Origin of the sequence: Actinobacillus capsulatus DSM 19761 (assembly GCF_000374285.1) — a bacterium.
In the GTDB taxonomy this organism is placed as follows: Bacteria; Pseudomonadota; Gammaproteobacteria; order Enterobacterales; family Pasteurellaceae; genus Actinobacillus; species Actinobacillus capsulatus.
The window spans coordinates 30777-55119 of the sequence record NZ_KB893949.1; the positions used below are offsets into that span (position 1 = coordinate 30777).

Consider the following 24343-nt stretch of genomic DNA (forward strand, 5'->3'; position numbering starts at 1 on the left):
GGGTCGTTAGCTCAGTCGGTAGAGCAGCGGACTTTTAATCCGTTGGTCGAAGGTTCGAATCCTTCACGACCCACCACTTCTACTTCCTTGCAAATTTTCTTGAAAAAATCACCGCTTATTTTGTGTTTATAGTGTAAAATTCACTGCATTTTTACTGCAATTATTCAACACGTCATTTACAGCGAACTTATTTAATGATCAAAAAACTTGTTATTTCACTCGGTTTAATCGGCGTTGTCGCTTTAGGCGGCGTATTCTACGGCTACCAAAAACTCAATAGTTTAGCCAAACATTCAATCACCGCTAAAGCAGATCAATTCTTTCTGTTAGAAAAAGGCATATCCAGCCAAAAACTGGCACAATTGCTGGAAGAACAAGGCATCGTTAGTCATGATGATGTAAACTTACTGCCCTACCTTATACGCTTTAAACCGGAACTCAGTAAATTCAAAGCAGGTACTTATTCACTGAACGGACTGAATACGGTTGAAGATTTGCTGAAACATTTTAGTTCTGGCAAAGAAGTCCAACTTAACGTGCAATTTATTGAAGGTAAAACCTTTAAGGTTTGGCGTGAGCAGTTAGCAAAAGCAAGCTATATGCAACATACGTTAACCGGAAAATCCGAAGCGGAAATCGCTCAACTGCTTGGTATTGCCCATGAAAAACTTGAAGGCTGGATTGCTCCAGATACCTATAGTTATGCTCCGAACTCAAGCGATTTGGAATTACTTAAACGAGCTTATCAAAAACAACAAAAAGCATTGGATAACGCTTGGCAAAATCGTGCGGAAAATCTACCGCTTGCAACCCCGTATGAAATGCTGATTTTGGCTTCTATCGTGGAAAAAGAAACTGCAGTTGCGAGTGAGCGCCCACAAGTGGCTTCCGTGTTTATTAATCGCCTCAGATTAAAAATGAAATTGCAAACCGACCCGACCGTGATTTACGGCATGGGCAACCGTTACAACGGCAATATTCGTCGAAAAGATTTAGAGGAAGCAACACCGTATAATACTTATGTGATTGATGGCTTACCGCCAACCCCGATTGCAATGCCAAGCGAAGCGGCATTAAAAGCTGTATCACAACCGGATAATACACCGTATCTCTATTTCGTGGCAGACGGAACAGGCGGACACAAATTTAGTAAAACCTTAAATGAACACAATCAAGCGGTTCGTGAATGGATCAAAATTGAACGAAACAGAAAACTTGAGAAAAAATAAGATGCGTGGAAAATTTATTGTTCTGGAAGGTTTAGAGGGTGCAGGTAAAACCACCGCACATCAAGCAATTTTGGCTCAGCTGGAAAAAGCGGGCAAAAACGTGGTACAAACCCGTGAACCCGGTGGTACACCGTTAGCGGAAAAGTTACGCCATTTAATCAAACACGAAACCGAAGAAGCAGTCAGCGATAAAGCCGAATTACTAATGTTATATGCGGCACGCATTCAGTTAGTCGAAAACGTGATTAAACCGGCATTGGCAGAAGGCAAATGGGTGTTGGGCGATCGTCACGATATGTCTTCACAAGCCTATCAAGGCGGTGGACGTCAAATTGATCGTCACTTACTCGAAACCTTAAAAGAAACCGTTTTAGGTAAATTTGAACCTGATTTAACCATCTATTTAGATATTGATCCTGCGGTCGGTTTAGCTCGCGCACGTGGCCGAGGCGAATTGGATCGCATTGAACAGCAAAGTCTCGATTTCTTTTATCGCACACGTCAACGTTATTTGGAACTGACGCAAAATAACGAGAAAGCGGTAATCATCAATGCGGAACAATCTATCGAACAAGTTGCCGCAGATATTCAACAAGCGGTCGAAAACTTCTTAAAAATTGCAAAATAAATATGCTATATCCTTGGCTTCAACACACTTATCAACAACTGACAGAATCCTTTTTGCATGGGCGTGGTCATCACGCCCTGTTATTTAAAACCGATTCGGGTTTAGGGACGGAAACGCTTATTCGTCACTTTGCGCATTGGCTGCTTTGCCAAAATCCGCACGGGGAACAAGCTTGCCAACAGTGTAAAAGTTGTTTATTGACTGCTACCGGAAACCACCCTGATTTCCATATTTTAGAGCCGATTGACGGTAAAGATATCGGTATTGATCAAGTGCGTGAAACCAATGCCAAATTGCAAAACTTCTCGCAACAAGGCGGCAATGCGGTGGTATATATCCGAGGTGCAGAACGCCTAACCGAAGCAAGCAGCAATGCTCTCTTAAAAACGCTTGAAGAACCGCATAACAGCGTTTATTTTCTGCTTGAAGCTCCATTACAAGGAGCAATGCTCCCGACCATTCAAAGTCGCTGCCAAACCTGGTTAATTCATCCGCCGGAAACGGATATTGCGTTAGATTGGTTGCAAGCAAACTGTAGCGGTGTCGATTTCGCTTCTTGTGAAATTGCGATGCGTTTATGTCATCAACGCCCGCTGATTTGCAAAAATTTTTTAGAAAATGACCGCTTGCAAGCCCGTAAAACCTTTTTGCAAACCTTTTGGCGCTTCTTTAAAAGCCGAGATGTATTGCTACTCTTTACCGCATTCAATAAAGAAAAGGAACTGGTATTGCAGCAATTAGAATGGTTGGATAGCTTTTTTGCCGATGCGTTAAAAGCCAAAATGGATATCGCCGTCGGTTGGACAAATCCGGATTTACAAGCCGGTATTCTGCCATTTAGCCAACAACTCTCCGCCCAAGCGCTGCTAAAAGGTCACCAAATTCTGCAGCAAACCCGCCAAGACTTACAGCAAGTCAATGCGGTTAATTTGGAATTGATGTTGTTGGATTGTTTGACCAAACTTGTTTTAGAAGTATTCGAATAATGAACAATGTATTTGTAGAAACAGAAAATGATATTTATCAGAATATTATTAAATTTCCTAAGTCATCGGATAAAATTCGAACTTTATTAGGAAGCAACCCAACATATTTTCTCTACACTGAAATAGATGAAAAGTATTACTTTGCAGTTTCAAAATTCTCTGCTTTTAAAAACAACTCCGTTTCAAAGTATCGAGAAGATCACTATTATTGTAATAATGGAACAGATACCCAAAAACTAATTGAGAAAGTTCTAAGTCGAGAATGGGAACTTGGTAAATATATTGATAACGAAGTTATTACACAATTTAAAAAATGGATTAAAGAGAATACTACTTTAAAGAAAATATTAGATAAAGTCGATGAAATTCATTTTTTAGAAGTATATTCTGAAGATATCATTAAACCGTTACATATTGTTAAATCATTTGATGGAAAAGATTATAAGAGAAAAATCTCAAAATATGATTTTTCAAAGTTGCTTGCAAGAAGAACTAAGGTTGGGGACGTTGGTGAAGAAATTGCATATCAATACGAAAGACAACGTAATCCTAATGCCATAATTGAACGGTGTCATTTAGATGATGTTGGTGCCGGCTATGACTTACATTCTAAATCCAAGAATGAAGAACGCTTTATAGAAGTTAAATCTAATTTAAATCCTAAAAATCGTGTCTTTTATCTTTCACAGAATGAATGGAATATTTTAGAAAGCAAAGGAGATAATGCTTTTATTTATTTGGTTAGAATAACTGATTTAAAAAACAAAAAAGGAGAAGTTGAAGAAATTCAAAATCCTATTGCTTATATAAAATCTATCGGTTATGAGGAAGAAATCACATATAAAGTGAAAATAAAATAGAATTTCTGATAAGGCGATAATAATTTATCGCCTTTCGTTTACTTATGTTCAAGTAACTGCTATTGTATGAATAATTCACACAAAGGAGCTTAGTATGGCAAGAACAACCAGTGTTACTTTAGGCGAGCCATTAAATGATTTCGTTAATCAAATGGTAGAAAGTGGGCGTTACGGTTCAACAAGTGAAGTGGTGCGTACTGCTTTACGCTTGTTAGAAGAAAAAGAGCAATATCTCGTACAATTACGTCATTCTATTAAAGAAGGTATTGATAGCGGCGAATGTAATGATTCTTTTGATGAAATCGTTACACAAGCAAGGGGTAGTGCTAATGTATAAGTTTTCGGTAAAAGCTAAGCAAGATCTAACCGCTATTACCCACTATACAACAGAACAATTTGGACATAAGCAATCAGATGAATACTTAAACCAGCTAAAAAAGACGTTAGAAAATATCGCTTCCTTTCCCCAAATGGGTATTTCTCGAAGTGAGATTGGTTTAAATATTTTTAGTTTTGTTTGCCAATCTCATACTATTTATTATCAAATTAAACCAAACTATATTTTAGTGGTTCGTATTCTAAACAATAGAATGGATCACAAATATTATATGTAGGAAACAACATTGAAAGACTTATTTATTATCGATTCACATTGTCATTTAGATGCTTTAGATTATGAAACTCGCCATAAAAACGTGGACGAAGTAATCGAAAATGCTAAAGCGCGTGGCGTACATCATTTTATTTCGATTTGTACTACACTTGGACGTTTTGAAGCGATGAAATCCTTAACTGCGCATCGTAATGATGTCTCGCTTTCTTGTGGCGTTCATCCGTTAAATGTTGAAGACGAACAGTTTGATTACGACAAACTACTCGCTCTCGCACAAGATGAAAAAGTGGTTGCGATTGGCGAAACTGGCTTAGATTACCACTATACGCCGGAAACGAAAGCGTTACAACAATCGCTGTTTTCACAACAAATTGAAATTGCTAATAAAGTGAATAAACCTCTTGTTATCCATACTCGTTCAGCGCGTCAAGACACAATGGATATGCTGATTGCAGGCAAAGCGGAGAATTGCGGCGGCGTGCTGCACTGCTTTACCGAAGATTGGGATATGGCAAAACGTGCATTAGATATCGGTTTCTATATCTCGATTTCAGGGATTATCACCTTCCGTAATGCGGAAGAATTGCGTGATGTGGTACGCAAAGTACCGAGTGATCGTTTATTGGTTGAAACCGATTCGCCTTATCTGGCACCGATTCCGTACCGTGGTAAGCCGAATCAGCCGGCTTACGTGCGTGAAACTTGTGAGTATCTTGCCGCACTAAAAGGCGTTTCAACGGAAGAATTAGCTCGCATTACTACCGAAAATGTGCAAAACTTATTCAATATTAAACTCTAATCTATCAAGTTAAAGATTAAATAAGGAACCAAAATGAAAGCGATTTTAAAATATTTTCTAATTCTCGTCTCACTCTCATTTTTTATTGTGTTGGGTGGTGTGGTCAATTATGCAATGCCAAGCTATGAAACCACAACGGTAACCGGTATGGAAGTGCGCCGTATGGATAAAGACGGCATCATCAGTAAGGCCAATCCAGCAGACGGTGAAGTACGTGATGTGTATTTCTTGTTTACCGAAAATCCGGAAACTAAAAAAGTGATGGTATATCGTAACGAAGATACCGGTTGGGGCTTACCGCCTTATTTCAAATTCGGTTCTGCCGATATTCAAGCCAAAGCCCAAGCGTATGCGAATGAAAAACAATTGGTGCAAATTAAATATTACGGCTGGCGAATCAATTTCTTAAACGAGTTTAGAAACATTGTGTCAATCAAACCGTTAGCCGAAGGCGAAAGCAGTTCAATGCCGATTTTCAGTTATATTCTCTACGGTGTATTAGCATTGCTCTTCTTCCTGTCTATTCAATTTATTCGCGGCATCTTCCGTAGCGAATAACCTATTCCAAGCGGTTCAATTTTGCTAAAATTTAGCAAATTGAACCGTTTTTTTATTGCGAGCGAAATGATTTATTTTATTGCAGACCTACACCTCAACGAGGCACAGCCTCAGATCACCGAACACTTTTTGCAATTTATGCGACAAAAAGCACCGCTTGCAGAAAGTGTGTATATCTTAGGTGATTTCTTTGATTTCTGGATTGGCGATGACGAGCAATCCGAGCTTATAGACCAAGTGAAAAACGCTCTAAAAACCCTCACCACAAGCGGTGTAAAATGCTATTTTATTTGCGGAAACCGTGACTTCTTATTGAGCCAACGCTTTGCCCAAGAAACCGGTATAGAAATTTTGCCTAATTATCATCTGCTTGATTTATACGGTCACAAAACGCTGATTTGCCACGGCGATACGCTTTGCATTGATGATGTGAAATACCAACAATTACGCCGTAAAGTACATCAGAAATGGCTGCAGTGGCTCTTTTTACGTTTGCCGCTCTCTCTGCGAATTCGTATTGCACAGAAAATTCGTGCCAAAAGCAAACAAGATAAACAACATAAATCCGCCGACATTATGGACGTAAATCCGGCATTTACTGCAGAAACGGTAAAACGCTTTGGTGCAACTTATCTGATTCATGGTCACACCCACCGCCAAGCGGTACATTCCGAAGCGGAATTTACCCGTATTGTCCTCGGTGATTGGAAAGCGGATTACGCTTCCGTTTTAAAATTTGATGAACAGGGATTTGAGTTTATATGATAGATGTGATTATTCCTTGCTATAACGCTGAACAAACGTTGGTGCGTGCGGTACAAAGTGCGTTAAACCAACCACAATTAGGTACATTATGGCTAATTGACGATGCTTCAACCGATAATACGCTAGTACTAGCTCAACATCTTCAATCACAAGTACCGCATAAAATTCGTGTAGATCGAATGCCAAAAAACGGTGGTGCGGCGAAAGCACGCAATTGGGGCGCATTACAAAGCGAAGCCGACTTTATCGCTTTTTTAGATGCGGATGATGCCTACGAAGATCATGCTTTACAAATTGCCGAAGGCATTTTCACTTTCCGACCAGAGGTCAGTGTGGTACGTCTTGCACTAAAACCGGTAGATATGCCCGAACGTTATAGCAACCACCCGAATTTTGAATACGCTTGGCAACATATGCGAATGACTTGTGGCGGTAATACCGTGTTTCGCCGTGTATTCTTTCTCGCTTGCGGAGGCTTTCCCCAGCACCAACTCTTCAGAGAATTAGGCGGTGAAGATGGCGCTTTAGGTATGGCCACCACACAAATTAGTGCGGTTGCTACGGCATTTAATGATGCCGGCGTGTTACATTATTGTCGTCACGGTATGCACGCCGAACGTTTATTAGACGCCATCTTATTTGATAAAACACCCCTAGGGATAACGGCAGAAAAAATGGCTGAAGCACAAGCGGTAACAGATAAAATTTGTGAACAAATCACGCAGCTTAAAACATGTCTTGAAACCAAAAAGCTTGGGATAAAACCATTAAATATTCAGTGGAATTAGTTGAAAATTAGCGAAAATAGGTCTAGTATTTGCGCTTGAGATTAATTATCAAATGTAATAACTATGAGACTATTTTATATCGCTATCGGTTTTTTATGTATTGGGCTTGGGATTTTAGGCGCGATTTTACCGGGCTTGCCGACCACGCCTTTTTTGTTACTTGCACTTTTCTGCTTTAGTAAAAGCTCGCCTCAGTTACAACAATGGTTTACACGCACTAAAATCTATCAAAAATATTTAAAAGATTATGATGAAAAACGTGCGATGACGATGAAACAAAAGATTACCATCTTAATGATTTCAGCACCATTCTGCCTGTTCTCATTTTTCGTACTACCGAATATTTGGGGCAAACTGACATTAGTTGCCGTGGTTATCTGTCAGTATTGGTATTTCTTGTGCAAAATGGAAACATTACCTGCCGAAACCCAAACTCAAACACGTTCAAACGCTTAACTATTCCTCTTCTTTTTTGCGTCTCGCCCTCGGGTGAGCCACATCATAAATTTGTGCAAGATGTTGAAAATCTAAACTAGTATAGATTTGAGTAGTTGATAAACTGCTATGCCCCAATAATTCTTGCACTGCACGCAAATCACCGCTCGCTTCCAACATATGAGTAGCAAATGAATGGCGTAATTTATGTGGATGTAAATGCGTTTCTAATCCCTGCTTTTTGCCCCATTTCTGCATCGCAAGTTGAATCGAACGATGTGATAATCTCCCGCCTGTTTTATTTAAAAACAGCGCATTATCCTGCGGATTAAAATCATGGCGCACCCCAAGCCAAGCCTGCAATGCCTGTAAAGCTTTCGTACCGATCGGCAAAATACGTTCCTTATTACCTTTACCTAACACCTTCACTTCACACGCAGCTAAATCCATATCGCCGAGATCTAAGCCTTGTAACTCAGATAAACGTAATCCGGAACTATACATTAATTCCATCATCGCCAAATCACGTAACTCAAGCGGCTCGTTCGTTTCAACATTGAGTAATTGCCCGACTTGCTCCGCATCAATATTTTTCGGTAAATGCTTGCCAACTTTCGGCGATTTAATGCCTAACGCCGGATTCATCGTCATTTGTTGCTGTTGAACTAAATAATTAAACCACTGACGTAATGCCACTAAACGTAAGCCGATACTTTTAGCGCTCAGCCCTTGCTTATGGCTTTGTGTAAGCATCCAACGTACAGCAGCCGCATTAACCTCTTGCCAAGTACTTATCCCCACCTGACTAAACATTTCACTAACAGCCAATAATTGACGTTGATAATTGCTTAGGGTATGCGGACTGACCTGCTTTTCAATACGCAGATAATCCCAATATGGTTTAGTGTTCAAATAAAGGGCGTTTTGTGAATTTAGCATCATGGTAAAATGTAGAAAGAGCTGAATAGAGGAGAAAAACAAGCGGTCAAATTTGCAAAATTTTTTACAAAAATAACCGCTTATTTCAATTAAGCTAGCTTAAGTTGACCGATACGTACACCAACATTACCTAACGCCACTGGGCTTAAATAATCGCCTAAAAACTCAAAGAGTTCATTTACATCAGTAAAGCTACGCTGAATTTTGACATCTTCTTCCACTTTACGCGTGAACTCATACTGCGTTTGCGAACCATCAATTTTCGCTTCCAATGTGATAAATACCGTTTCAAAAAAATGGTTTACATTACCTTCTTCACCCGGATCACTGACACGCACATTCCAATGATTACTAAATAAAAGTTCGGTTTTTACTGACATATTGCTTCCTTATTATTGCTGTATTTACTAGAAATTTAATAGGGATCGGATTAGCGATTAGCCTTTACCCATTCTGTCTAAAATTAGACCGCTTAAACAAGCGGTCTAATTTAAACTCATTATTGTAAAACGGAAATATCCGCTACTTGTAAGAACAAGTTACGTAAATTATTCAAAATCGCTTGGCGGTTGCGGCGAAGTTTTTCATCTTCTGCATTAACCATGACTTTATCGAAGAAATTATCCACCGTTTCACGTAAGCTTGCTAAACGATCAAGCGCCACTTGATATTCGCCATTTGCAAATTTCGGTGCAAGTTCGGTTTGTAATGCGATAACTTGTTCTGCAAGAGCTTTTTCTTCTGCTTCAACTAATAAAGTGCGGTCAATTTCGGTTGAGATTTCACCTTCCACTTTCGCTAAAATGTTGCTTACACGTTTATTCGCTGCTGCTAACGCTTCCGCTGAATCTAAGGTACGGAAATGCGACACTGCACGCACACGCGCGTCAAAATCCGCTGGACGTGTCGGACGGCGAGCAAGCACGGCTTGGATAACGTCCACGGCAATACCTTCATCTTGATACCACGCACGGAAACGACCGAGCATAAAGTCTACAACTTCATCAATAAGCTCTTTTTTAGTAACAATTCTTCCATTTTCACCACGAGAGAATGGAGTTAAATCATCAGGTAAAGGCTGCATTTGGAAAAATTCAGAATTTTGTTTTTTAATATCATCCTGAACCTTGTAAGAACTAATTGCATAGCCAACAAGATCTTCAAGATCAAGCGGTAGATTTTTCTCTACGATAATACGAAGCGAACCTAATGCCGCACGACGTAGTGCGAATGGGTCAGCGCTGCCTTTCGGTGCTTGACCGATACCGAAAATCCCCGTGAGCGTGTCGAATTTGTCCGCTAATGCTACTGAGCAAGCAACTAACGATTTCGGTAATTCATCGCCTGCGAAACGTGGCATATATTGTTCGTTTAACGCTACTGCGACTTCTTCATCTTCGCCATCGTGACGCGCGTAGTGCATACCCATCACACCTTGCGTGTCGGTAAACTCAAATACCATATTGGTCATTAAGTCGCATTTAGAAAGTAAGCCCGCACGCTCTGCTTTCGCCTTGTCTGCACCGATTTGCGCTGCGATTTCGCCTGCTAATGCTTCGATACGAGCGGTTTTATCACGTAACGTACCTAACTGTTGTTGGAACAACACGGTTTCAAGGCGTGGTAAGCGATCTTCTAAACGCTGTTTTAAGTCGGTTTTGAAGAAGAATTCCGCATCGGTTAAACGTGGACGAACCACTTTTTCGTTACCTTCGATGATTGCGGTTGGATCTTCCGGATTGATGTTCGAAACAAAGATAAAGTGCGGTAATAATTTGCCCTCTTTATCATAGATCGGGAAGTATTTTTGGTCACCTTTCATGGTGTAAACCAATGCTTCCGCAGGCACAGCAAGGAAACGCTCTTCAAATTTTGCGGTTAATACGTTCGGAAATTCTACTAATGAAGTTACTTCATCTAATAAGTCTTCTTCGATGTCTGCTACGCCACCTAAAGCGGTCGCTTTTTCTTGCGATTTTGCAAGAATCAACGCTTTACGCTCGTTGAAATCGGCAACAACCATACCTTTTTCACGTAATGCGGTAAGGTATTCGTCTGCGTGTGAAATAGTAAATTCACGTTCGCCTAAGAAACGGTGCCCACGTACCACGTTAGCGATTTTTACGCCTAAAATTTCGCCTTCGATTAGCTCAGCACCAAAGAATAAAGTTACCGTATGCACAGGGCGCACGAATTGCTCGGTTTTATCGCCCCAACGCATCATTTTTGGAATCGGTAAATTCGCTAAAGAACGAGAGATAATGTCCACCAATAAATTTTTGGTCGGCTGACCCTCAATCACCGCACGGTGAACCAACCATTCGCCCTTATCGGTAACAAGACGCTCTGCTTGATCAACAGTAATGCCACAGCCTCTCGCCCAGCCTTCTGCTGCTTTGGTTGGGTTTCCATCTGTATCAAATGCCGCTGACACCGCAGGACCACGCTTCTCAATTTCTTTGCTTGGTTGAGCGGTCGCCAAACCTAACACCTTCACTGCCAAACGGCGTGGTGCAGCAAACCATTCCACTTTCTCGAATGATAAACCCGCTTGGTTTAATTCGTTTTCTACATTCTCCGCAAATGCGGTCGCTAATTTTTTGAGTGCCTTCGGTGGCAACTCTTCAGTGCCGATCTCGGCGAGGAAGTTTTGTGTTGTCATTGTTTATCTCTTTGTTAAATTATTTGTAAATATTATATATCGTACTTCGCTTCCATTTCTGCCAAATCTCCCCTAACCCCTCTTTGCTAAAGAGGGGGACTGGGTTTGTACAAAAATTAAATTTTACGGACTAATTCACATTTCAAATTTTTGATTGTTGATGAAGAACACAAATCTCAACATTTTTGGAGATCTTATCCCCCTCTTTAGTAAAGAGGGGTTAGGGGAGATTTGTGCGATCTCAAATTTGCAAAAAACCTACAAATCCCCACCGCTTTCCCCACACGAGCCGTGTGGGGTTCTGTAACCTGAGCCACGTTGTGGCTCTTGGCAACAGCCACAGCGTGGCTAGGATTATGTAGCCTAGCACGGTTCGTGCTAGGTGGTTTCAATTTGCACCCTCACCCTTTCCAGCTGTGCTTTCAACTCCAACTCCGTTGGCAAATAAGGTAGATACTTGGCACTAAAAATCTGTTTGCGATCGGCTAATACCGAGTATTTTGCTATCGCTTCGCTTTGTTCGCTACATAATACCAAGCCAATGGTTGGGTTGTCATCTTCGCCTTTAAATTGCTCATCATACAACCGCACATAGGTATCCATTTGCCCGATGTCTTGGTGCTTGAGCTTGCCGATTTTGAGGTCAATCAGCAAAAAGCATTTGAGTTTGAAGTTGTAAAATACTAAGTCGATATAAAAATCTTCATCATCAAACCGTAAACGTTTTTGGCGTTCAACAAACGCAAACCCTTTACCAAGTTCTAACAAAAACTGTTGAAGATTGCTGATTATCGCCTGCTCTATATCAGTTTCTTGATAGGTTTTATCCTGTAAATTCAAGAAATCTAAAATATACGGATCACGCAAGTAATCTTGGATAGTTTCTTTTAATGGTTCAGTTTTCTCAGAAGCTTCTTGCTCAACTAAAACTTTGTTTTGGCTTGCCAATAAGCGTTCGTAGTACAGCACAGAAATTTGGCGCTCTAAAGCACGAGCAGACCAGTTATTTTCTATCGTTTCTTTAATATACCAATCTCGAGCCTGTGGATTTTCTATCCGCATAAGTGAGCGGTAATGCGTCCAACTTAATTCGGCACGCAGTGCGTTCCGAATTGGAAATGTTAGGTAGAAAGAACGCATATTTCGTAAATTACGAACATCAAACCCTTTACCATACATCGCAGTTAAACGTTCCGAAACATTCTGCAAAATCGCTTTGCCGTACTTGGCACGCTCTTCGCCTTGCTGTTCATCTTCCACCAATAATCGCCCAATTTCCCAATAACTCTGAACCATTGCTGTATTAACTGTTTGGCGAACTTGGCTTTTGGCTTATTCGATAATTTGGGCAATGCTTTGGATTAAGTTGTCATTCGCTGTGATTAGCTTACTCATTTGTTTGCTCCACACACTTCCACTTAATCATCATCAGGCAATTGCCCCTCGTGGGCTTGCCACTCACAAGCGGTTATTTTTAAATCGGTAAACACCGCTTTAAATGAGGAATCTTCAGGGCTACAGGCATAAACACCGAAGTGGATTTTCCCTGTGGCGTTTGCCATATGGCAAATTCGCATTTGGCTGAAATTCACGCCGTCTTGAGAACATTCAATACGAAAATCTTGTCCTCTACGGCTAAGACGATACCACATTGCTTTTACACTTGCGGGAAGTTCAGTAGTTGCCCAATCGGAATAACCTTGATTGGTTACCACCGAACCTAAATGCTGAAAATCACCGTTTTCATATTCCACCGAGGCTTTGAGCCAATTTTCGCTGTCGAGATACATTACCACACCACATTGGTCAAAGCGGTGTTGGCTACCTGAAAAATCGGTTTTTACCACAAAGGAAAAGTATTGCTCTTCCGTGTCAATTTGTAGCATTGGGGCATTATCATTTTTGAAATGATAGTACGTTTTCTGCCACAAATCGGTGTGCGGTTCGGTGGTAATTTCGATCTTTCCTTCGCTAATGAAATAAGATTTCGGTTCATTCCACCACATTAATTTACTGCTCTCAAACTGCATTTTCTGGCTCATTTGCAAAATCTCCGAGACATTTCACCGCTTGTCGCAAACACACCCTACATTATTTTTTACAGCCTGGGAAACCAAGAGCCTCACGGCTTGCGTAATACGCCTCTGCCACACCTTTGGTTAAGGTGCGAATGCGTAAGATATAACGTTGGCGTTCGGTTACCGAAATCGCTTTGCGAGCGTCTAACATATTGAAGCTGTGTGCTGCTTTTAAAATGCGTTCGTAAGCCGGTAATGGTAACGGTTTTTCTAATGCTAATAATTCAGTCGCTTCTTTTTCGTATTGTTCGAACGCTTTGAATAAGAAATCCACATCTGCGTATTCAAAGTTGTAAGTTGATTGCTCTACTTCGTTTTGGTGGAACACGTCGCCGTAAGTAGTTTTTCCAAGTGGACCGTCGGACCATACTAAGTCGTACACGCTGTCCACGCCTTGAATATACATTGCTAAACGTTCTAAACCGTAGGTAACTTCGCCGGTGACCGGTTTACACTCTAAACCGCCAACTTGTTGGAAATAGGTAAATTGGGTCACTTCCATACCGTTGAGCCACACTTCCCAGCCTAAGCCCCACGCACCTAACGTTGGGTTTTCCCAGTTGTCTTCCACGAAACGAATATCGTGTTGAGTTGGGTCGAAACCTAACATTTTAAGTGAGCCTAAATAGAGTTCTTGAATGTTATCCGGAGATGGCTTAATTACCACTTGGAATTGGTAGTAATGCTGTAAACGGTTTGGGTTTTCGCCGTAACGACCGTCCGTTGGGCGGCGAGATGGTTGAACGTAAGCGAATGCCATTGGCTCAGGGCCTAAGGCACGAAGTGCGGTCATCGGGTGAGAAGTACCTGCGCCCACTTCCATATCAAACGGCTGAACAATGGTGCAACCTACGTTTGCCCAGTAATCTTGTAGGGCTAATATCATACCTTGGAATGTTTTTACATTAAATTTTGTTGTCATTTTGCTATTCCTAAAAAATTCGTTCAAAAATACTGGTTATTATAGCCTGTAAGCGGTCGAATTTTGGAAATTTTTTGCAAATTTCTTTCCGAATAAGAATAGTTATTATTTTATGACTTATATCAACATAGCTTTAAGCCTATTTTTGTTAAAATAGTTGAATAATTAAACATTATCCTCCGAGGTTTTCTATGAAATCTGTTTGGCTGCTTGGCGTAAGTTTGCTGACATTCTGTTCTGCAAGTTTCGCCCAAAACTCAACCGCTTACACTCCCTCCGAATTAGTCCTTTTCGCTGACGAATCACTCAAGCAATCCATTGGACAACTTGAAGCCGGTGTGCCGATTAAACTATTGCAATCCAAACAAAATGCCTCGCAAATTGAATTGGAAATGTGGCGTAAAACCAAAGGTTTCGGCCGCATTTGGTATAACCAATTTTCTAAACAAATTACCGATGCGGTAATGGATAAAAACTTTATGCAAAATAACCCTACGTTTGAAGTGCTTGAGAAGAAAGAAGATCCGCTTACCGGTTTAATTTGGCAGAAAGTCAAATTACAAGCGTGGGTAAAAAATTCTAAATTTACCGACAGCCTGACCGATTTTTGGGCGAATGCGGAGCAAACTTTTAAGACCGAATGTAGCGTTTGCCACAAACAACGTGATACCAAAATGCACGATGCGAACGAATGGGTTGCCGTATTTAACGGTATGGTCGGCTTTACCGATATGGACGAGCCGACCCGTAAACAAGTGCTACGTTATTTGCAAATGCACGCTTCAGACAGCCAACCGAAAGCCGCTAAATAAGGAGTTTGTATGTCATCATCACTTTCAACTTCACGCCGTCAATTCTTAAAAAATATGTCGCTGATGGCGGCTTCTATGGCGATGCCGAATTTCCTTGTGCCGAGAGCAAATGCCGAAGCTTCACAAGCGGTCGAAAACGGCTGGAAAATTACCGGTGCGCAATGGGGGGCGGTGCGAGCAAAAATTGAAAACGGTCGCATTGCCGAAATTAAGCCGTTCGAACTGGATAAACACCCGACCGAAATGATTAACGGCATTAAAGACTTGGTGTACGGTGAAGCACGCATTCGTTATCCGATGGTGCGTTTGGATTGGCTCAAAAACCGTCACAACAGTAATAGAACACAACGTGGCGATAACCGTTTTGTGCGTGTCAGTTGGGACGAAGCGCTTGACCTTTTCTATGAAGAACTTGAGCGTATTCAGCAAAATTACGGCCCTTGGGCATTACATACCGCCAATGTCGGTTGGCGTTCTTCCGGTCAATTCCATAGCTGCGGTAACCATATGATCCGCGCTATTGCGATGCACGGCTCGAGCGTTGGCACTGTCGGCGATTACTCCACCGGTGCGGGGCAAACCATTTTACCTTATGTGTTAGGCTCAACCGAAGTGTATTCACAAGGGACATCGTGGGAAGTTATTCTTAAAGAAACCGAGAATTTAATTTTCTGGGCAAGCGATCCAGTCAAAAACTTGCAAGTTGGCTGGAACTGCGAAACGCACGAATCTTACGGCTACTTAGCACAGCTTAAACAGAAAGTGGCGGAACAAAAAATCAATGTCATTAGCATTGATCCGGTGAAAAGCAAAACGCAAAACTTCCTTGGCTGTAAACAGCTTTATATCAATCCGCAAGCGGATGTGCCGTTTATGTTGGCTATTGCTCACACTTTGTATCGTGAGAATTTATACGACAAAGCGTTTATTGATATGTACACGCTCGGTTTTGAGCAATTTGTGCCTTACTTACTCGGCGAAACCGAAGACAAACTTGAGAAAACTGCCGAATGGGCGGCACCGATTTGCGGTATTGAAGCGGAAGAAATCCGTAAATTTGCCCGTATGTTAGCCGGTAAACGTACCCAACTGATTTTCGGTTGGGCGATTCAACGCCAACAACACGGTGAACAGCCTTACTGGATGGGCGCGGTTTTAGCCGCTATGCTCGGACAAATTGGGCTTGCCGGCGGTGGTATCAGTTATTCACACCATTACAGCTCTATCGGTGTATCTAGTTCCGGTGCGGCAATGCCGGGATCCTTCCCGTCTAATTTAGACGAAGGACAAACCGCTAAATATACTAATAAAGATTACCAAGGTTATAGTGAGGTGATTCCGGTCGCTCGTACTACCGATTCTTTACTTCACTCAGGTAAAACCATTGATTACAACGGCAGAAAAATTACCTATGCACCGTATAAAATGGCAATTTTCTCCGGTTGTAACCAATGGAGCCGCCAATCCGATTTGAATAAGATGAAACGAGCCTTCCAAAAATTGGAAACCGTGGTATCGATTAACTATAGCTGGACGGCAACTTGTCGTTTCTCCGATATTGTTTTACCGGCTTGTACACCGTTTGAACGTAACGATATTGATGCTTATGGTTCTTACAGCAACCGAGGCGTTTTAGCGATGCAAAAATTGATTGAGCCGTTATATGAATCCCGCCCTGATTTTGAAATTTTCAAAGACTTATGTCGCCGATTCGGCAAAGAAAAAGAATATTGCCGAGACATGGGCGAAATGGCGTGGTTAGAACGTTTATACAAAGATTGTCGCAATGAAAACCGTGGCAAATTTGCTATGCCGTCTTTCGCTGAATTTTGGCAAAAAGGCTATGTGCTATTCCCAGAAGGCAAACCTTGGGTACGTCATGCTGATTTCCGTGAAGATCCGGAATTACATTCGCTCGGCACACCTTCCGGCTTTATCGAAATCTTTAGCCGTAAAATTGCGAGTTTCGGTTATGCCGACTGTAAAGGCCACCCGATGTGGTTTGAAAAAGCGGAACGTTCGCACGGCGGTCCGAAATCGGATAAATATCCGTTCTGGCTACAATCCGTGCATCCGGATAAACGCTTACATTCACAACTGTGTGAAGCCAAATCGTTACGTGAAACCTACAGCGTGCAAGGACGAGAACCGTTTTATATGAATCCGCAAGACGCAGAAAAATTAGGCATTAAAGACGGCGATTTAGTACGTGTCTATAACGAACGTGGGCAAGTGTTGGTGGGTGCGGTGTTATCCGATAACTTCCCAAGCGGTATAGTGCGTTTACAAGAAGGAGCGTGGTTCTCACCGCTTGATGAAAGTGTGGGTGCAATTGATACTTACGGCTGCCCGAATACGCTAACACTCGATATCGGCGCTTCAAGTTTATCTCAAGCGACTTGCGTCAGTACCTGTTTAGTGAATGTAGAAAAATGGCAAGGCGATGCACCGGCGGCGAACGGTTTCAGCGGCCCGACAGAGGTAGCTCGTTAATGGCAACGCAATTACTCAGTTCGGAAGAACGACTATTTTGTTATCGCTGGTTCCATTCGTTACTCGCCAAAGAGCTATCGGAACCGCAGTTACACGCATTACAAGCGGGTCAATTTGCCTCATTTTTTGCATTTTTTGCCGAGCTTGGCTTTCAGCCACAGGTTGCCGACTTGCAAAATGAATTGGCAAAATTGACCGCTTACGATTCACCTCGCTTAGAACTGGCGGCGGATTTTGCGCAATGCTTTTTATTGGAGGGCAAATTAAGTGCGCTGCCTTACGCCTCTTACTACTTGGATGAACGAGATCTCAGTGAGAATCTTGCGGTAATGGATCAACGGCTAACGAAATTTCAGCTTAAAATCAATAGGTTACATAATGAGCCAAGCGATCACCTCTGTATTTATTTAGAAGTGTTGATCAAACTGATTGAAACGGAACAGCCGGCTCAGATTCAGCAGCAATTTATCCGACAGCAATTACTCAGCTGGCTACCGCAATGGGTGGAGAAAACCGCCCAAATTCACAGTAGTACCGTGTTTTATCAAATAATTAGCAATTTGTTACTCGGCTTTCTACAGCAAGATATTGCTTAACCACAAAGCTTAACGGACGCTGATTTAGCGTCCGTTAAGCGGTCAAATTTCTGTTATTTTTTGCATAAGTACCTGTGCAAATCGTGCCGCCGCTTGCGGATCCGTATGCAGGTACAATGCCGGTTCGATCAATTCCAATTCATTCAGCAAAAATCGATCACCCATAATCGTACCATCCACCCGTGCATAGCTTGGCATTTCAGGCAATCTCATCAAAACATCTCGTGCTTGTCGAATAATATTTTGTGGAGGAACTACTGGTAAGATTGCTACGCCATAAGCTGAATTTGCCCGCCATTCGCCTTTGGGCGGTTGGCGTCTTACCGCATGACTAAACTCACCGGCAAAGAAAATCAAACTAGTTTCGCCATTCTCCGCCACTTCCTTAATATAGGGTTGTAACACGACTTGTTGTCCCAAATAGGAGCTAAAATCCGGTATGGGTTGATCCGCTTGCCATTTGATGACCGCATTACCGCTCTGCCCGATCGCCGGTTTGATCACCACAGTTTGTCCGTTTTGGTGGTACGGCTGACAAGCGGTCTGGATTTGGGCGAGATCCGCCAATAACAGTTGGCTTGGAATCACATCTACACCCATTTGTTGTAAATCCAGTAAATAGCTTTTGTGCATATTCCAATCCATTAACCGAACGGGATTTGCAAATTTTTGCCCAAATTCGACCGCTTGTTGCAGCCATTGGCGGAAGCATTCCGGCTGTTGGGCGTAGTCCCACGCACAAAGCGGTAAGATAACATCAGCTTGCGGCTGATTTTGCCAACAAGCCACTTTCACTTGCAGTCCGTTAGCCTGTAGTAAGCGAACCAGTGGTTGTAAATTATCAGGAAGATTGGGGTAAGTTTGGCAGGTAGTAATGGCAATCGAATGTGACATAATCGACTCAAAAAAGGCAAGTGAGCCAAAGCCCGCTTGCCACTAAATTGATGGGTTATTTTAACTTAATAAAAAATGTGCCTTGCGGTACAATCGGCAAATATTGACGGTGAAAATCCAAATAGGTTTTCTCCGGATCAATATCTTTAAACTGTTCCGGATAAAGCGTTTTCGCCATAAATTGTGCACTGGCTAAGTCGGTAATCGAACGAGACGCGGTGTGATAAATACCGTACACATTGCCTTTTTTCACCGCTGGCACGTTCGACCAACCGGCACGCTGAGTAAAACCGGCAAGTCGTTTTTGCGCATCCGCTTCACTGATATTAATCCCCATCGCCATAATTTCGGCATTTTTATCAATGCCCATTTCCGTACCGGAAATAATCACCACCTCCGGATTAGAGGCTAAAAATTGCTCCGGATTAATAGGTCCCCAGTTTTCAATAAACGGTTCGGCAATATTGTCGCCACCAACCGTATTCGCAATCGCTCCCCACATATTTTTACCGAAAGTGAAGCTATATTCCGCCGGACCTTTGTTACCGAATTCAACGTAAATTTTCGGTGGTTTTTGACCGCTTGCCGCTACACGTTGTTGGATCGCTTTTTTAATTCCTTGTTCATATTCGTTGGCGATCTGATTTGCACGTATTTCCGTACCGGCAAGTTGTCCGAAAAGTTGGATACTTTTCGTATGTTTCGCTACGGTTTGTGCATTAAAATCCACTACGACAATCGGAATACCCGCTTGTTCGATACGAGGAATATCGGTGGCAATCGTTTGATATTGCCAATCGGCTAACACCAATACGTCCGGTTTTAACGCTAAAGTTTTTTCTAACGAGAACGTCCCGGTATTGATATTACCGATATCTGCCATTTCCGCTAAATTCGGTAACGCTTTACTAAATAAAGCCCAGCTACCGGGGTTAAATTTTTCCCAAAACTCACGCGAAATACCGACGACATTTTTAAAATTCTCCGAACCGGTTGCGGCAATATAATCCGGATAATAAAAACCAAGCACAATACGTTTCGCAGGTACATCAACTTTCACTTGGCGATCCAATACGTCTTGTAACACTTTTACTTCCGCTTGCGCCGAAACTCCGGCAAATAGTAACATGCTGGCAATAAGATGTTTAAAATACTGCTTTTTCATTGTCATCCTTATTTCACTTGCTCGAGATATTCAAATAAACGGCCTTTATGCTCTGTGGTACGCTTTTCAATTTTCTCAACTTCTTTGGTCGCATTTTCTAAATTTGTCGGTTTGCCTACTTGGATAATACCGCTCATATTCATCATACGATGTGGAGGGCAAACATATACGTAAACCCCTTCATGAGTAAGCGTTAAACTAAATTGTTCATCTTCTTTCGAGAGGAATTTCTCTGCGCCTTCCGGCACTGCTTTACTTTGCACCCAATGACCTTTATTAGTTGGCACGAAAGTGACCGTATCGCCAACTTCCGCTTTTAAAAAGCCCGGTTCAAACACCATACCACCGTCTTTACCGTTATCTAACATTTTAACTTCGTGATCTGCAGCCAATACACTGCCTGAAAAAGCGAGTAAGGTTGCTAATAATACTTTTTTCATTTTTTACTCCTAATGTGAATGACGTAACGGACGAATCACCGGTTGTCCAGTACTGTCATATAAAATTTCAATCTCAACGTTATACAACTGACGAATAAGATCAGCCTGTAACACTTGTTTTGCGTCACCGAAAGCTTGTAATTTACCGTTACCCAATAAAATCACCTGATCAGAAAATTGAGCGGCAAGGCTCAGGTCATGCAGCACTATGATCGTAATCAGATTATTTTGTTGCGTATATTGACAAACGTGTTCCAATAAATTGATTTGGTGGTGCATATCTAACGCACTGACCGGCTCATCCAACAATAAGATTTCCGGCTGACGCAATAACACTTGGGCAAACATCACCATTTGTCGCTGACCGCCACTTAGCTGCATCACATCTTGATGAGCGAGATGTGCAATGCCGAGTTTCTGCATAATGGTGGCGACTTCGGTCAACAACTCGTCACTCACGTGCATATTTAGTGCTTCCATTCTGCCGAGTAAAATCACTTCTAATGCGGTCAACGATGCGTCAACTTGCGTATCTTGCGGCATATAGCCGATACGGTTACGCCATGCCGAAATAGCTCGTTTATTCAGTATCTGATCCGCATAATGAATTTGCCCTTTATAGCCGATTTCACCAAAAATCGTTTTTAATAGTGAGGATTTGCCCGCTCCGTTTGGGCCTAATACCGTATAGACTTTACCCTTTTCGAGTGATAAATCTAATTGGTCGGCAATAACAAGCGAGCCTCGCTTAATATGTACATTTGCAAGTTTTAACATAAATTCTACCGCTTGTTATTTCTTAGTAAGCACAATCCAAAAGAAGAAAGGCACGCCAACAAATGAGGTAATAATGCCCACTGGAAACAATGCGCCGGGTACAATCACTTTGGATAATACCGATGCAACCGATAAAAATGCTGCGCCGATAAGCATTGCACCGGGTAGGAAAAAGCGTTGATCTTCGCCCAATAACATCCGCGCTACGTGCGGTGCGACCAAACCGATAAAGCCGATAATGCCGACAAAGCTAATTGCAGTTGCGGTCATAATCGCTACCAAGACTAACGTTTTTAAACGCAAGCGTTGCAAGTTGATCCCTAGACTCAGCGCACGTGCCTCACCTAAACGTAAAGCGGTCAATTTCCATAAATCTTTTGCAAGTAAGCTAACGCACACAATGGTCACTACCGTCGCAATTGAGAGATTTTCCCAAGTTGCTTTGGTTAAACTACCGAATAACCAAAACAGAATTTGTTGCGAAATTTCCGGTGCGGCAATAAATTGAATCAGAGATAAAAGTGATTGAAATAAAAACAATAACGCAATACCGACTAACACCAACATCGCCGAACTAAAACGGCGCATTGAGGCAAACACAAACAAAATACCGGATGCCAACATGGTCATCACAAAGGCGCCTAATGGCACGGCAAACGCCGAAGGCAAACCGAAACCACCGAACGCAATTACCGTTGAAGCGCCTAAACCTGCCGCTGCGGCTAAACCTAAGGTATAAGGGCTTGCCATCGGGTTATTTAGCAAAGTTTGAATCTCCGCGCCACCAACGCCTAATGCCACCCCAACCACCAAAGCCATTAATGCCATGGGTAAACGTAAATCATAGACGATAACGTTCGTAGTGGTTTCCACGTCCTCAAAACGTAATAACGCTTTTACCACTTCATCCAACGGCAACATAGAAGGACCGGTTACAATATCAAATACCAAACTGATTAAACTAATCGCAAGGAAAATAAGAACGATAAACCAACGCTTGCGTTCCAGCTTGCGTTGGTTTTGTACGATCTTTTCAATCGTTATTTGACTCATGACTATTTATTCTCTGGATAGAGATAGAAAGTCCCTTGCGGTACGAGAGGTAAGTTTTTACGGTAAAATTCTTGATAAGTTTTGGTAGGGTCTAAATCTTTGAATAGCTCCGGATAAATCGCTTTTGCCACAAATTGAATTGAAGCACTATCGGAAAGCGTACGAGAATTGGCATGATATACACCGTATAAGCGCTGATTTTTAATTGCCGGTAATTCAGACCAGCCCGGACGTTTAGCAAAACCAGCTAAGCGTTTTTGCACTTCTTGTTTATCAATATTAAAGCCCGCCACCATTGCTTCCGGATTTTTCTTCAACTCGGTTTCTCGTCCGGAAATAATCACTACATCCGGTTTAGCCGCAACTACCAATTCCGGATTGATCGGGCTGTAAAATTCCACCGCATTTTTAGCAATATTTTCTGCACCGACCAAATCAATCATCGCGCCCCACATACTTTTACCGAAGGTAAAGCTATGCTCCGCCGGCCCTTTATTACCGAATTCAACATAGACTTTCGGTTTCGGTAAATTTGCCTTCGCAACACGGTCTTGAATATCCTTCACAATCGCTTTGTATTCATCATTTAACTGTTTTGCTTTAGCTTCTTGTCCAGTTAATTGACCGATAATCTCGGTGGATTTAACGTGTTTATCGACCGTTTGCGCTAAATAATCCACCACCACGACCGGAATCCCCGCCGTTTATAACGGTTCTAAATCAGAATCTAACGCTTTAAATTGCCAATCCGCCATCAGCACGAAATCCGGTTTAAGCGCTAAAATTTTCTCGATCGAGAAAGTTCCAACTTCTACTTCTCCAATATCTTCCAACTGATTTAGTTTCGGTATGTAAGGGCGCATTTTTTTTTGCATAGAATCGCGAAATATTTTGCATTACCCAAAACGCTTTTATGCAAAATATTTTGCAAACAAAAACTACTGTATATATTGACATGATAATTTTACTTGTCTTATACTGTATGCAAAATCAGTAATCAAAGAGGTAAAATTATGAAAATGCTTGATATAAGATTCGTTAAAGAACGAGATAGTAAGAAGCTTGAAGAACAAGAAAGGACGATACAAAAGCTAACACAAAGGCTACCAAACAGAATATCTGAGAAATTCCAAAATGTGGAAGTTAGAATTAGATTCTCAAGCTCATCAGGCTTTGAATTATCGGGTTTTAAAGGCGATGAAAAAAACAAGTTTTTAGTATTTTTAGAAGAGTTATGGGAAGATCCATTTTTACTTGATGAATAACATTAAAGCCCCTTTAAGTCATCATTAAAGGGGCTTTAAATTTAAAATTTATAGACTAAATTATCCTCATACTTGCCATTATAACTTGCTGATGTTTGCAAGGTTATACGCTCATATTTATCAAACGCTTGCCAGTTATCCCATTTATCATCAATCATTGCGTCAATAAACCGTATAAATTCAGATTTAGTGCTACTGAAGAACAAATACGGCGGTCTTGTTAAATGTATCAAGCGCAGAAAATCAACTAAGTCAAAGTATGTTGCCTGCTTGTAACTCTCTTGTTTTGTGCAAAGATAGGGCGGATCTAACACAAATAATGCTTTCGGATTATCTGAATGCTTAGGGAGTAATGTATGAAATGATTCTTGAATTACTTCCACTCCATCTAAATAGCCGTCAGCTTGTGGGTAATCGCTTTGCCTAATACAATGCCAAAAATCTTTACTGAATAGTTCATCAAATGTGCTGACTTGAGTGCCGCTAAATAATAACCAGCTAGATAGACTGTTTAAGTCTTTAAATCCTTTAAAGTCATTGATTTTATTAATGATTTCTTTCTTTATTTGCTTGTCTAACCGCTTGT

Annotated in this window: 26 protein-coding genes, 1 tRNA gene and 3 pseudogenes; 16 read left to right on the top strand and 14 right to left on the bottom strand. The window is 41.6% G+C overall.

Translation table 11 applies throughout. The features are described from left to right. The 12 genes from C228_RS0111980 (at position 1) to C228_RS0112035 (ending at position 7682) form a co-directional block, all read left to right on the top strand. A tRNA-Lys gene (locus C228_RS0111980) sits at positions 1-76 on the top strand. Between the two features lie 118 nt (positions 77-194). After that, the gene (mltG, locus tag C228_RS0111985; protein WP_018652840.1) at positions 195-1229 is read left to right on the top strand and encodes an endolytic transglycosylase MltG; all 1035 of its coding nucleotides are present in this window, start codon (positions 195-197) and stop codon (positions 1227-1229) included. 1 nt (position 1230) lies between these two features. Next, a complete protein-coding gene (gene tmk, locus C228_RS0111990; protein ID WP_018652841.1) occupies positions 1231-1857 on the top strand; it encodes a dTMP kinase in 627 nt (208 codons plus the stop codon). A 2-nt stretch (positions 1858-1859) separates the two neighbouring features. Further along, complete coding sequence (locus tag C228_RS0111995) at positions 1860-2843, top strand: DNA polymerase III subunit delta' (protein ID WP_018652842.1); 984 nt, start codon at positions 1860-1862, stop codon at positions 2841-2843. Further along, positions 2843-3703 (top strand): protein NO VEIN domain-containing protein, encoded by an 861-nt coding sequence (locus C228_RS0112000; RefSeq protein WP_018652843.1) that lies wholly within the window; start codon positions 2843-2845, stop codon positions 3701-3703. Before C228_RS0111995 ends, C228_RS0112000 begins: the two co-directional genes overlap by 1 nt. A gap of 94 nt (positions 3704-3797) precedes the next feature. Next, the gene (locus tag C228_RS0112005) at positions 3798-4040 is read left to right on the top strand and encodes a type II toxin-antitoxin system ParD family antitoxin (RefSeq protein WP_018652844.1); all 243 of its coding nucleotides are present in this window, start codon (positions 3798-3800) and stop codon (positions 4038-4040) included. Then, the gene (locus C228_RS0112010) at positions 4033-4317 is read left to right on the top strand and encodes a type II toxin-antitoxin system RelE/ParE family toxin (protein ID WP_018652845.1); all 285 of its coding nucleotides are present in this window, start codon (positions 4033-4035) and stop codon (positions 4315-4317) included. The genes C228_RS0112005 and C228_RS0112010 overlap by 8 nt, the downstream gene beginning before the upstream one ends. 9 nt (positions 4318-4326) lie before the next feature. Continuing rightward, positions 4327-5115 (top strand): TatD family hydrolase, encoded by a 789-nt coding sequence (locus tag C228_RS0112015; protein ID WP_018652846.1) that lies wholly within the window; start codon positions 4327-4329, stop codon positions 5113-5115. A 33-nt stretch (positions 5116-5148) separates the two neighbouring features. Then, positions 5149-5673 (top strand): DUF1523 family protein, encoded by a 525-nt coding sequence (locus C228_RS0112020; protein WP_018652847.1) that lies wholly within the window; start codon positions 5149-5151, stop codon positions 5671-5673. A 66-nt stretch (positions 5674-5739) separates the two neighbouring features. Beyond that, positions 5740-6438, top strand: coding sequence for a UDP-2,3-diacylglucosamine diphosphatase (lpxH, locus tag C228_RS0112025; protein WP_026313295.1), 699 nt, complete (start codon positions 5740-5742; stop codon positions 6436-6438). Further along, a complete protein-coding gene (locus C228_RS0112030) occupies positions 6435-7226 on the top strand; it encodes a glycosyltransferase family A protein (RefSeq protein ID WP_018652849.1) in 792 nt (263 codons plus the stop codon). The genes lpxH and C228_RS0112030 overlap by 4 nt, the downstream gene beginning before the upstream one ends. A 63-nt stretch (positions 7227-7289) precedes the next feature. After that, entirely contained in the window at positions 7290-7682 is a 393-nt protein-coding gene (locus tag C228_RS0112035; protein ID WP_018652850.1) for a YbaN family protein, read from the top strand. On the opposite strand, the gene xerC is transcribed toward C228_RS0112035, so the two are convergent. The 7 genes and pseudogenes from xerC to glyQ form a co-directional block, all read right to left on the bottom strand. Then, on the bottom strand, positions 7683-8600 hold the full coding sequence (xerC, locus tag C228_RS0112040; RefSeq protein WP_026313296.1) for a tyrosine recombinase XerC: 918 nt from the start codon (positions 8598-8600) through the stop codon (positions 7683-7685). 89 nt (positions 8601-8689) lie between these two features. After that, the gene (locus C228_RS0112045) at positions 8690-8980 is read right to left on the bottom strand and encodes a DUF5377 family protein (RefSeq protein ID WP_018652852.1); all 291 of its coding nucleotides are present in this window, start codon (positions 8978-8980) and stop codon (positions 8690-8692) included. Positions 8981-9099: 119 nt separating this feature from the next. Beyond that, positions 9100-11262 carry a glycine--tRNA ligase subunit beta gene (gene glyS / locus C228_RS0112050; protein ID WP_018652853.1) on the bottom strand — a complete coding sequence of 721 codons (2163 nt, stop codon included), beginning with the start codon at positions 11260-11262 and terminating at the stop codon, positions 9100-9102. 378 nt (positions 11263-11640) lie between these two features. Beyond that, a complete protein-coding gene (locus tag C228_RS15015; RefSeq protein WP_281109883.1) occupies positions 11641-12231 on the bottom strand; it encodes a PDDEXK nuclease domain-containing protein in 591 nt (196 codons plus the stop codon). Beyond that, positions 12226-12582 (bottom strand): annotated as a pseudogene (locus C228_RS15020) (DUF1016 N-terminal domain-containing protein); the annotation flags it as partial. The gene C228_RS15015 and the pseudogene C228_RS15020, both read right to left, overlap by 6 nt. A gap of 98 nt (positions 12583-12680) precedes the next feature. Further along, on the bottom strand, positions 12681-13304 hold the full coding sequence (locus C228_RS0112060; RefSeq protein ID WP_018652855.1) for a DUF1349 domain-containing protein: 624 nt from the start codon (positions 13302-13304) through the stop codon (positions 12681-12683). 49 nt (positions 13305-13353) lie between these two features. Continuing rightward, a complete protein-coding gene (gene glyQ, locus C228_RS0112065) occupies positions 13354-14262 on the bottom strand; it encodes a glycine--tRNA ligase subunit alpha (RefSeq protein ID WP_014992346.1) in 909 nt (302 codons plus the stop codon). Positions 14263-14453: 191 nt separating this feature from the next. Between glyQ and C228_RS0112070 the strand changes: the two genes are divergently transcribed. From C228_RS0112070 to torD, 3 genes are read left to right on the top strand one after another with little or no spacing between them, the layout of a single operon-like run. Further along, positions 14454-15074 (top strand): hypothetical protein, encoded by a 621-nt coding sequence (locus C228_RS0112070; RefSeq protein WP_018652856.1) that lies wholly within the window; start codon positions 14454-14456, stop codon positions 15072-15074. Positions 15075-15083: 9 nt separating this feature from the next. Further along, positions 15084-17567, top strand: a complete 2484-nt coding sequence (gene torA / locus C228_RS0112075) for a trimethylamine-N-oxide reductase TorA (protein ID WP_018652857.1) — start codon at positions 15084-15086, stop codon at positions 17565-17567. Then, positions 17567-18163 (top strand): molecular chaperone TorD, encoded by a 597-nt coding sequence (gene torD, locus C228_RS0112080; RefSeq protein WP_018652858.1) that lies wholly within the window; start codon positions 17567-17569, stop codon positions 18161-18163. Before torA ends, torD begins: the two co-directional genes overlap by 1 nt. Before the next feature lie 42 nt (positions 18164-18205). Here the strand turns inward: torD and C228_RS0112085 are convergent, their stop codons facing one another. The 6 genes and pseudogenes from C228_RS0112085 to C228_RS13700 form a co-directional block, all read right to left on the bottom strand. After that, complete coding sequence (locus tag C228_RS0112085; protein WP_018652859.1) at positions 18206-19057, bottom strand: ATP-grasp domain-containing protein; 852 nt, start codon at positions 19055-19057, stop codon at positions 18206-18208. A 55-nt stretch (positions 19058-19112) separates the two neighbouring features. Then, on the bottom strand, positions 19113-20222 hold the full coding sequence (locus C228_RS0112090; RefSeq protein ID WP_018652860.1) for an ABC transporter substrate-binding protein: 1110 nt from the start codon (positions 20220-20222) through the stop codon (positions 19113-19115). 8 nt (positions 20223-20230) lie between these two features. Then, on the bottom strand, positions 20231-20662 hold the full coding sequence (locus tag C228_RS0112095) for a pseudoazurin (RefSeq protein ID WP_018652861.1): 432 nt from the start codon (positions 20660-20662) through the stop codon (positions 20231-20233). Between the two features lie 9 nt (positions 20663-20671). Continuing rightward, positions 20672-21439 carry an ABC transporter ATP-binding protein gene (locus tag C228_RS0112100; RefSeq protein ID WP_018652862.1) on the bottom strand — a complete coding sequence of 256 codons (768 nt, stop codon included), beginning with the start codon at positions 21437-21439 and terminating at the stop codon, positions 20672-20674. Positions 21440-21454: 15 nt separating this feature from the next. Further along, positions 21455-22492: a FecCD family ABC transporter permease gene (locus tag C228_RS0112105; protein ID WP_018652863.1), complete on the bottom strand. Its 1038-nt coding sequence runs from the start codon at positions 22490-22492 to the stop codon at positions 21455-21457. A 2-nt stretch (positions 22493-22494) separates the two neighbouring features. Next, positions 22495-23343 (bottom strand): annotated as a pseudogene (locus tag C228_RS13700) (ABC transporter substrate-binding protein); the annotation flags it as partial. Positions 23344-23505: 162 nt separating this feature from the next. On the opposite strand from C228_RS13700, the gene C228_RS0112115 reads away from it, so the two are divergent. Next, positions 23506-23757: a DinI-like family protein gene (locus tag C228_RS0112115; RefSeq protein WP_018652866.1), complete on the top strand. Its 252-nt coding sequence runs from the start codon at positions 23506-23508 to the stop codon at positions 23755-23757. A 41-nt stretch (positions 23758-23798) separates the two neighbouring features. On the opposite strand, the pseudogene C228_RS14520 reads toward C228_RS0112115, so the two are convergent. Then, positions 23799-24343: pseudogene (locus C228_RS14520) on the bottom strand (hypothetical protein); the annotation flags it as partial.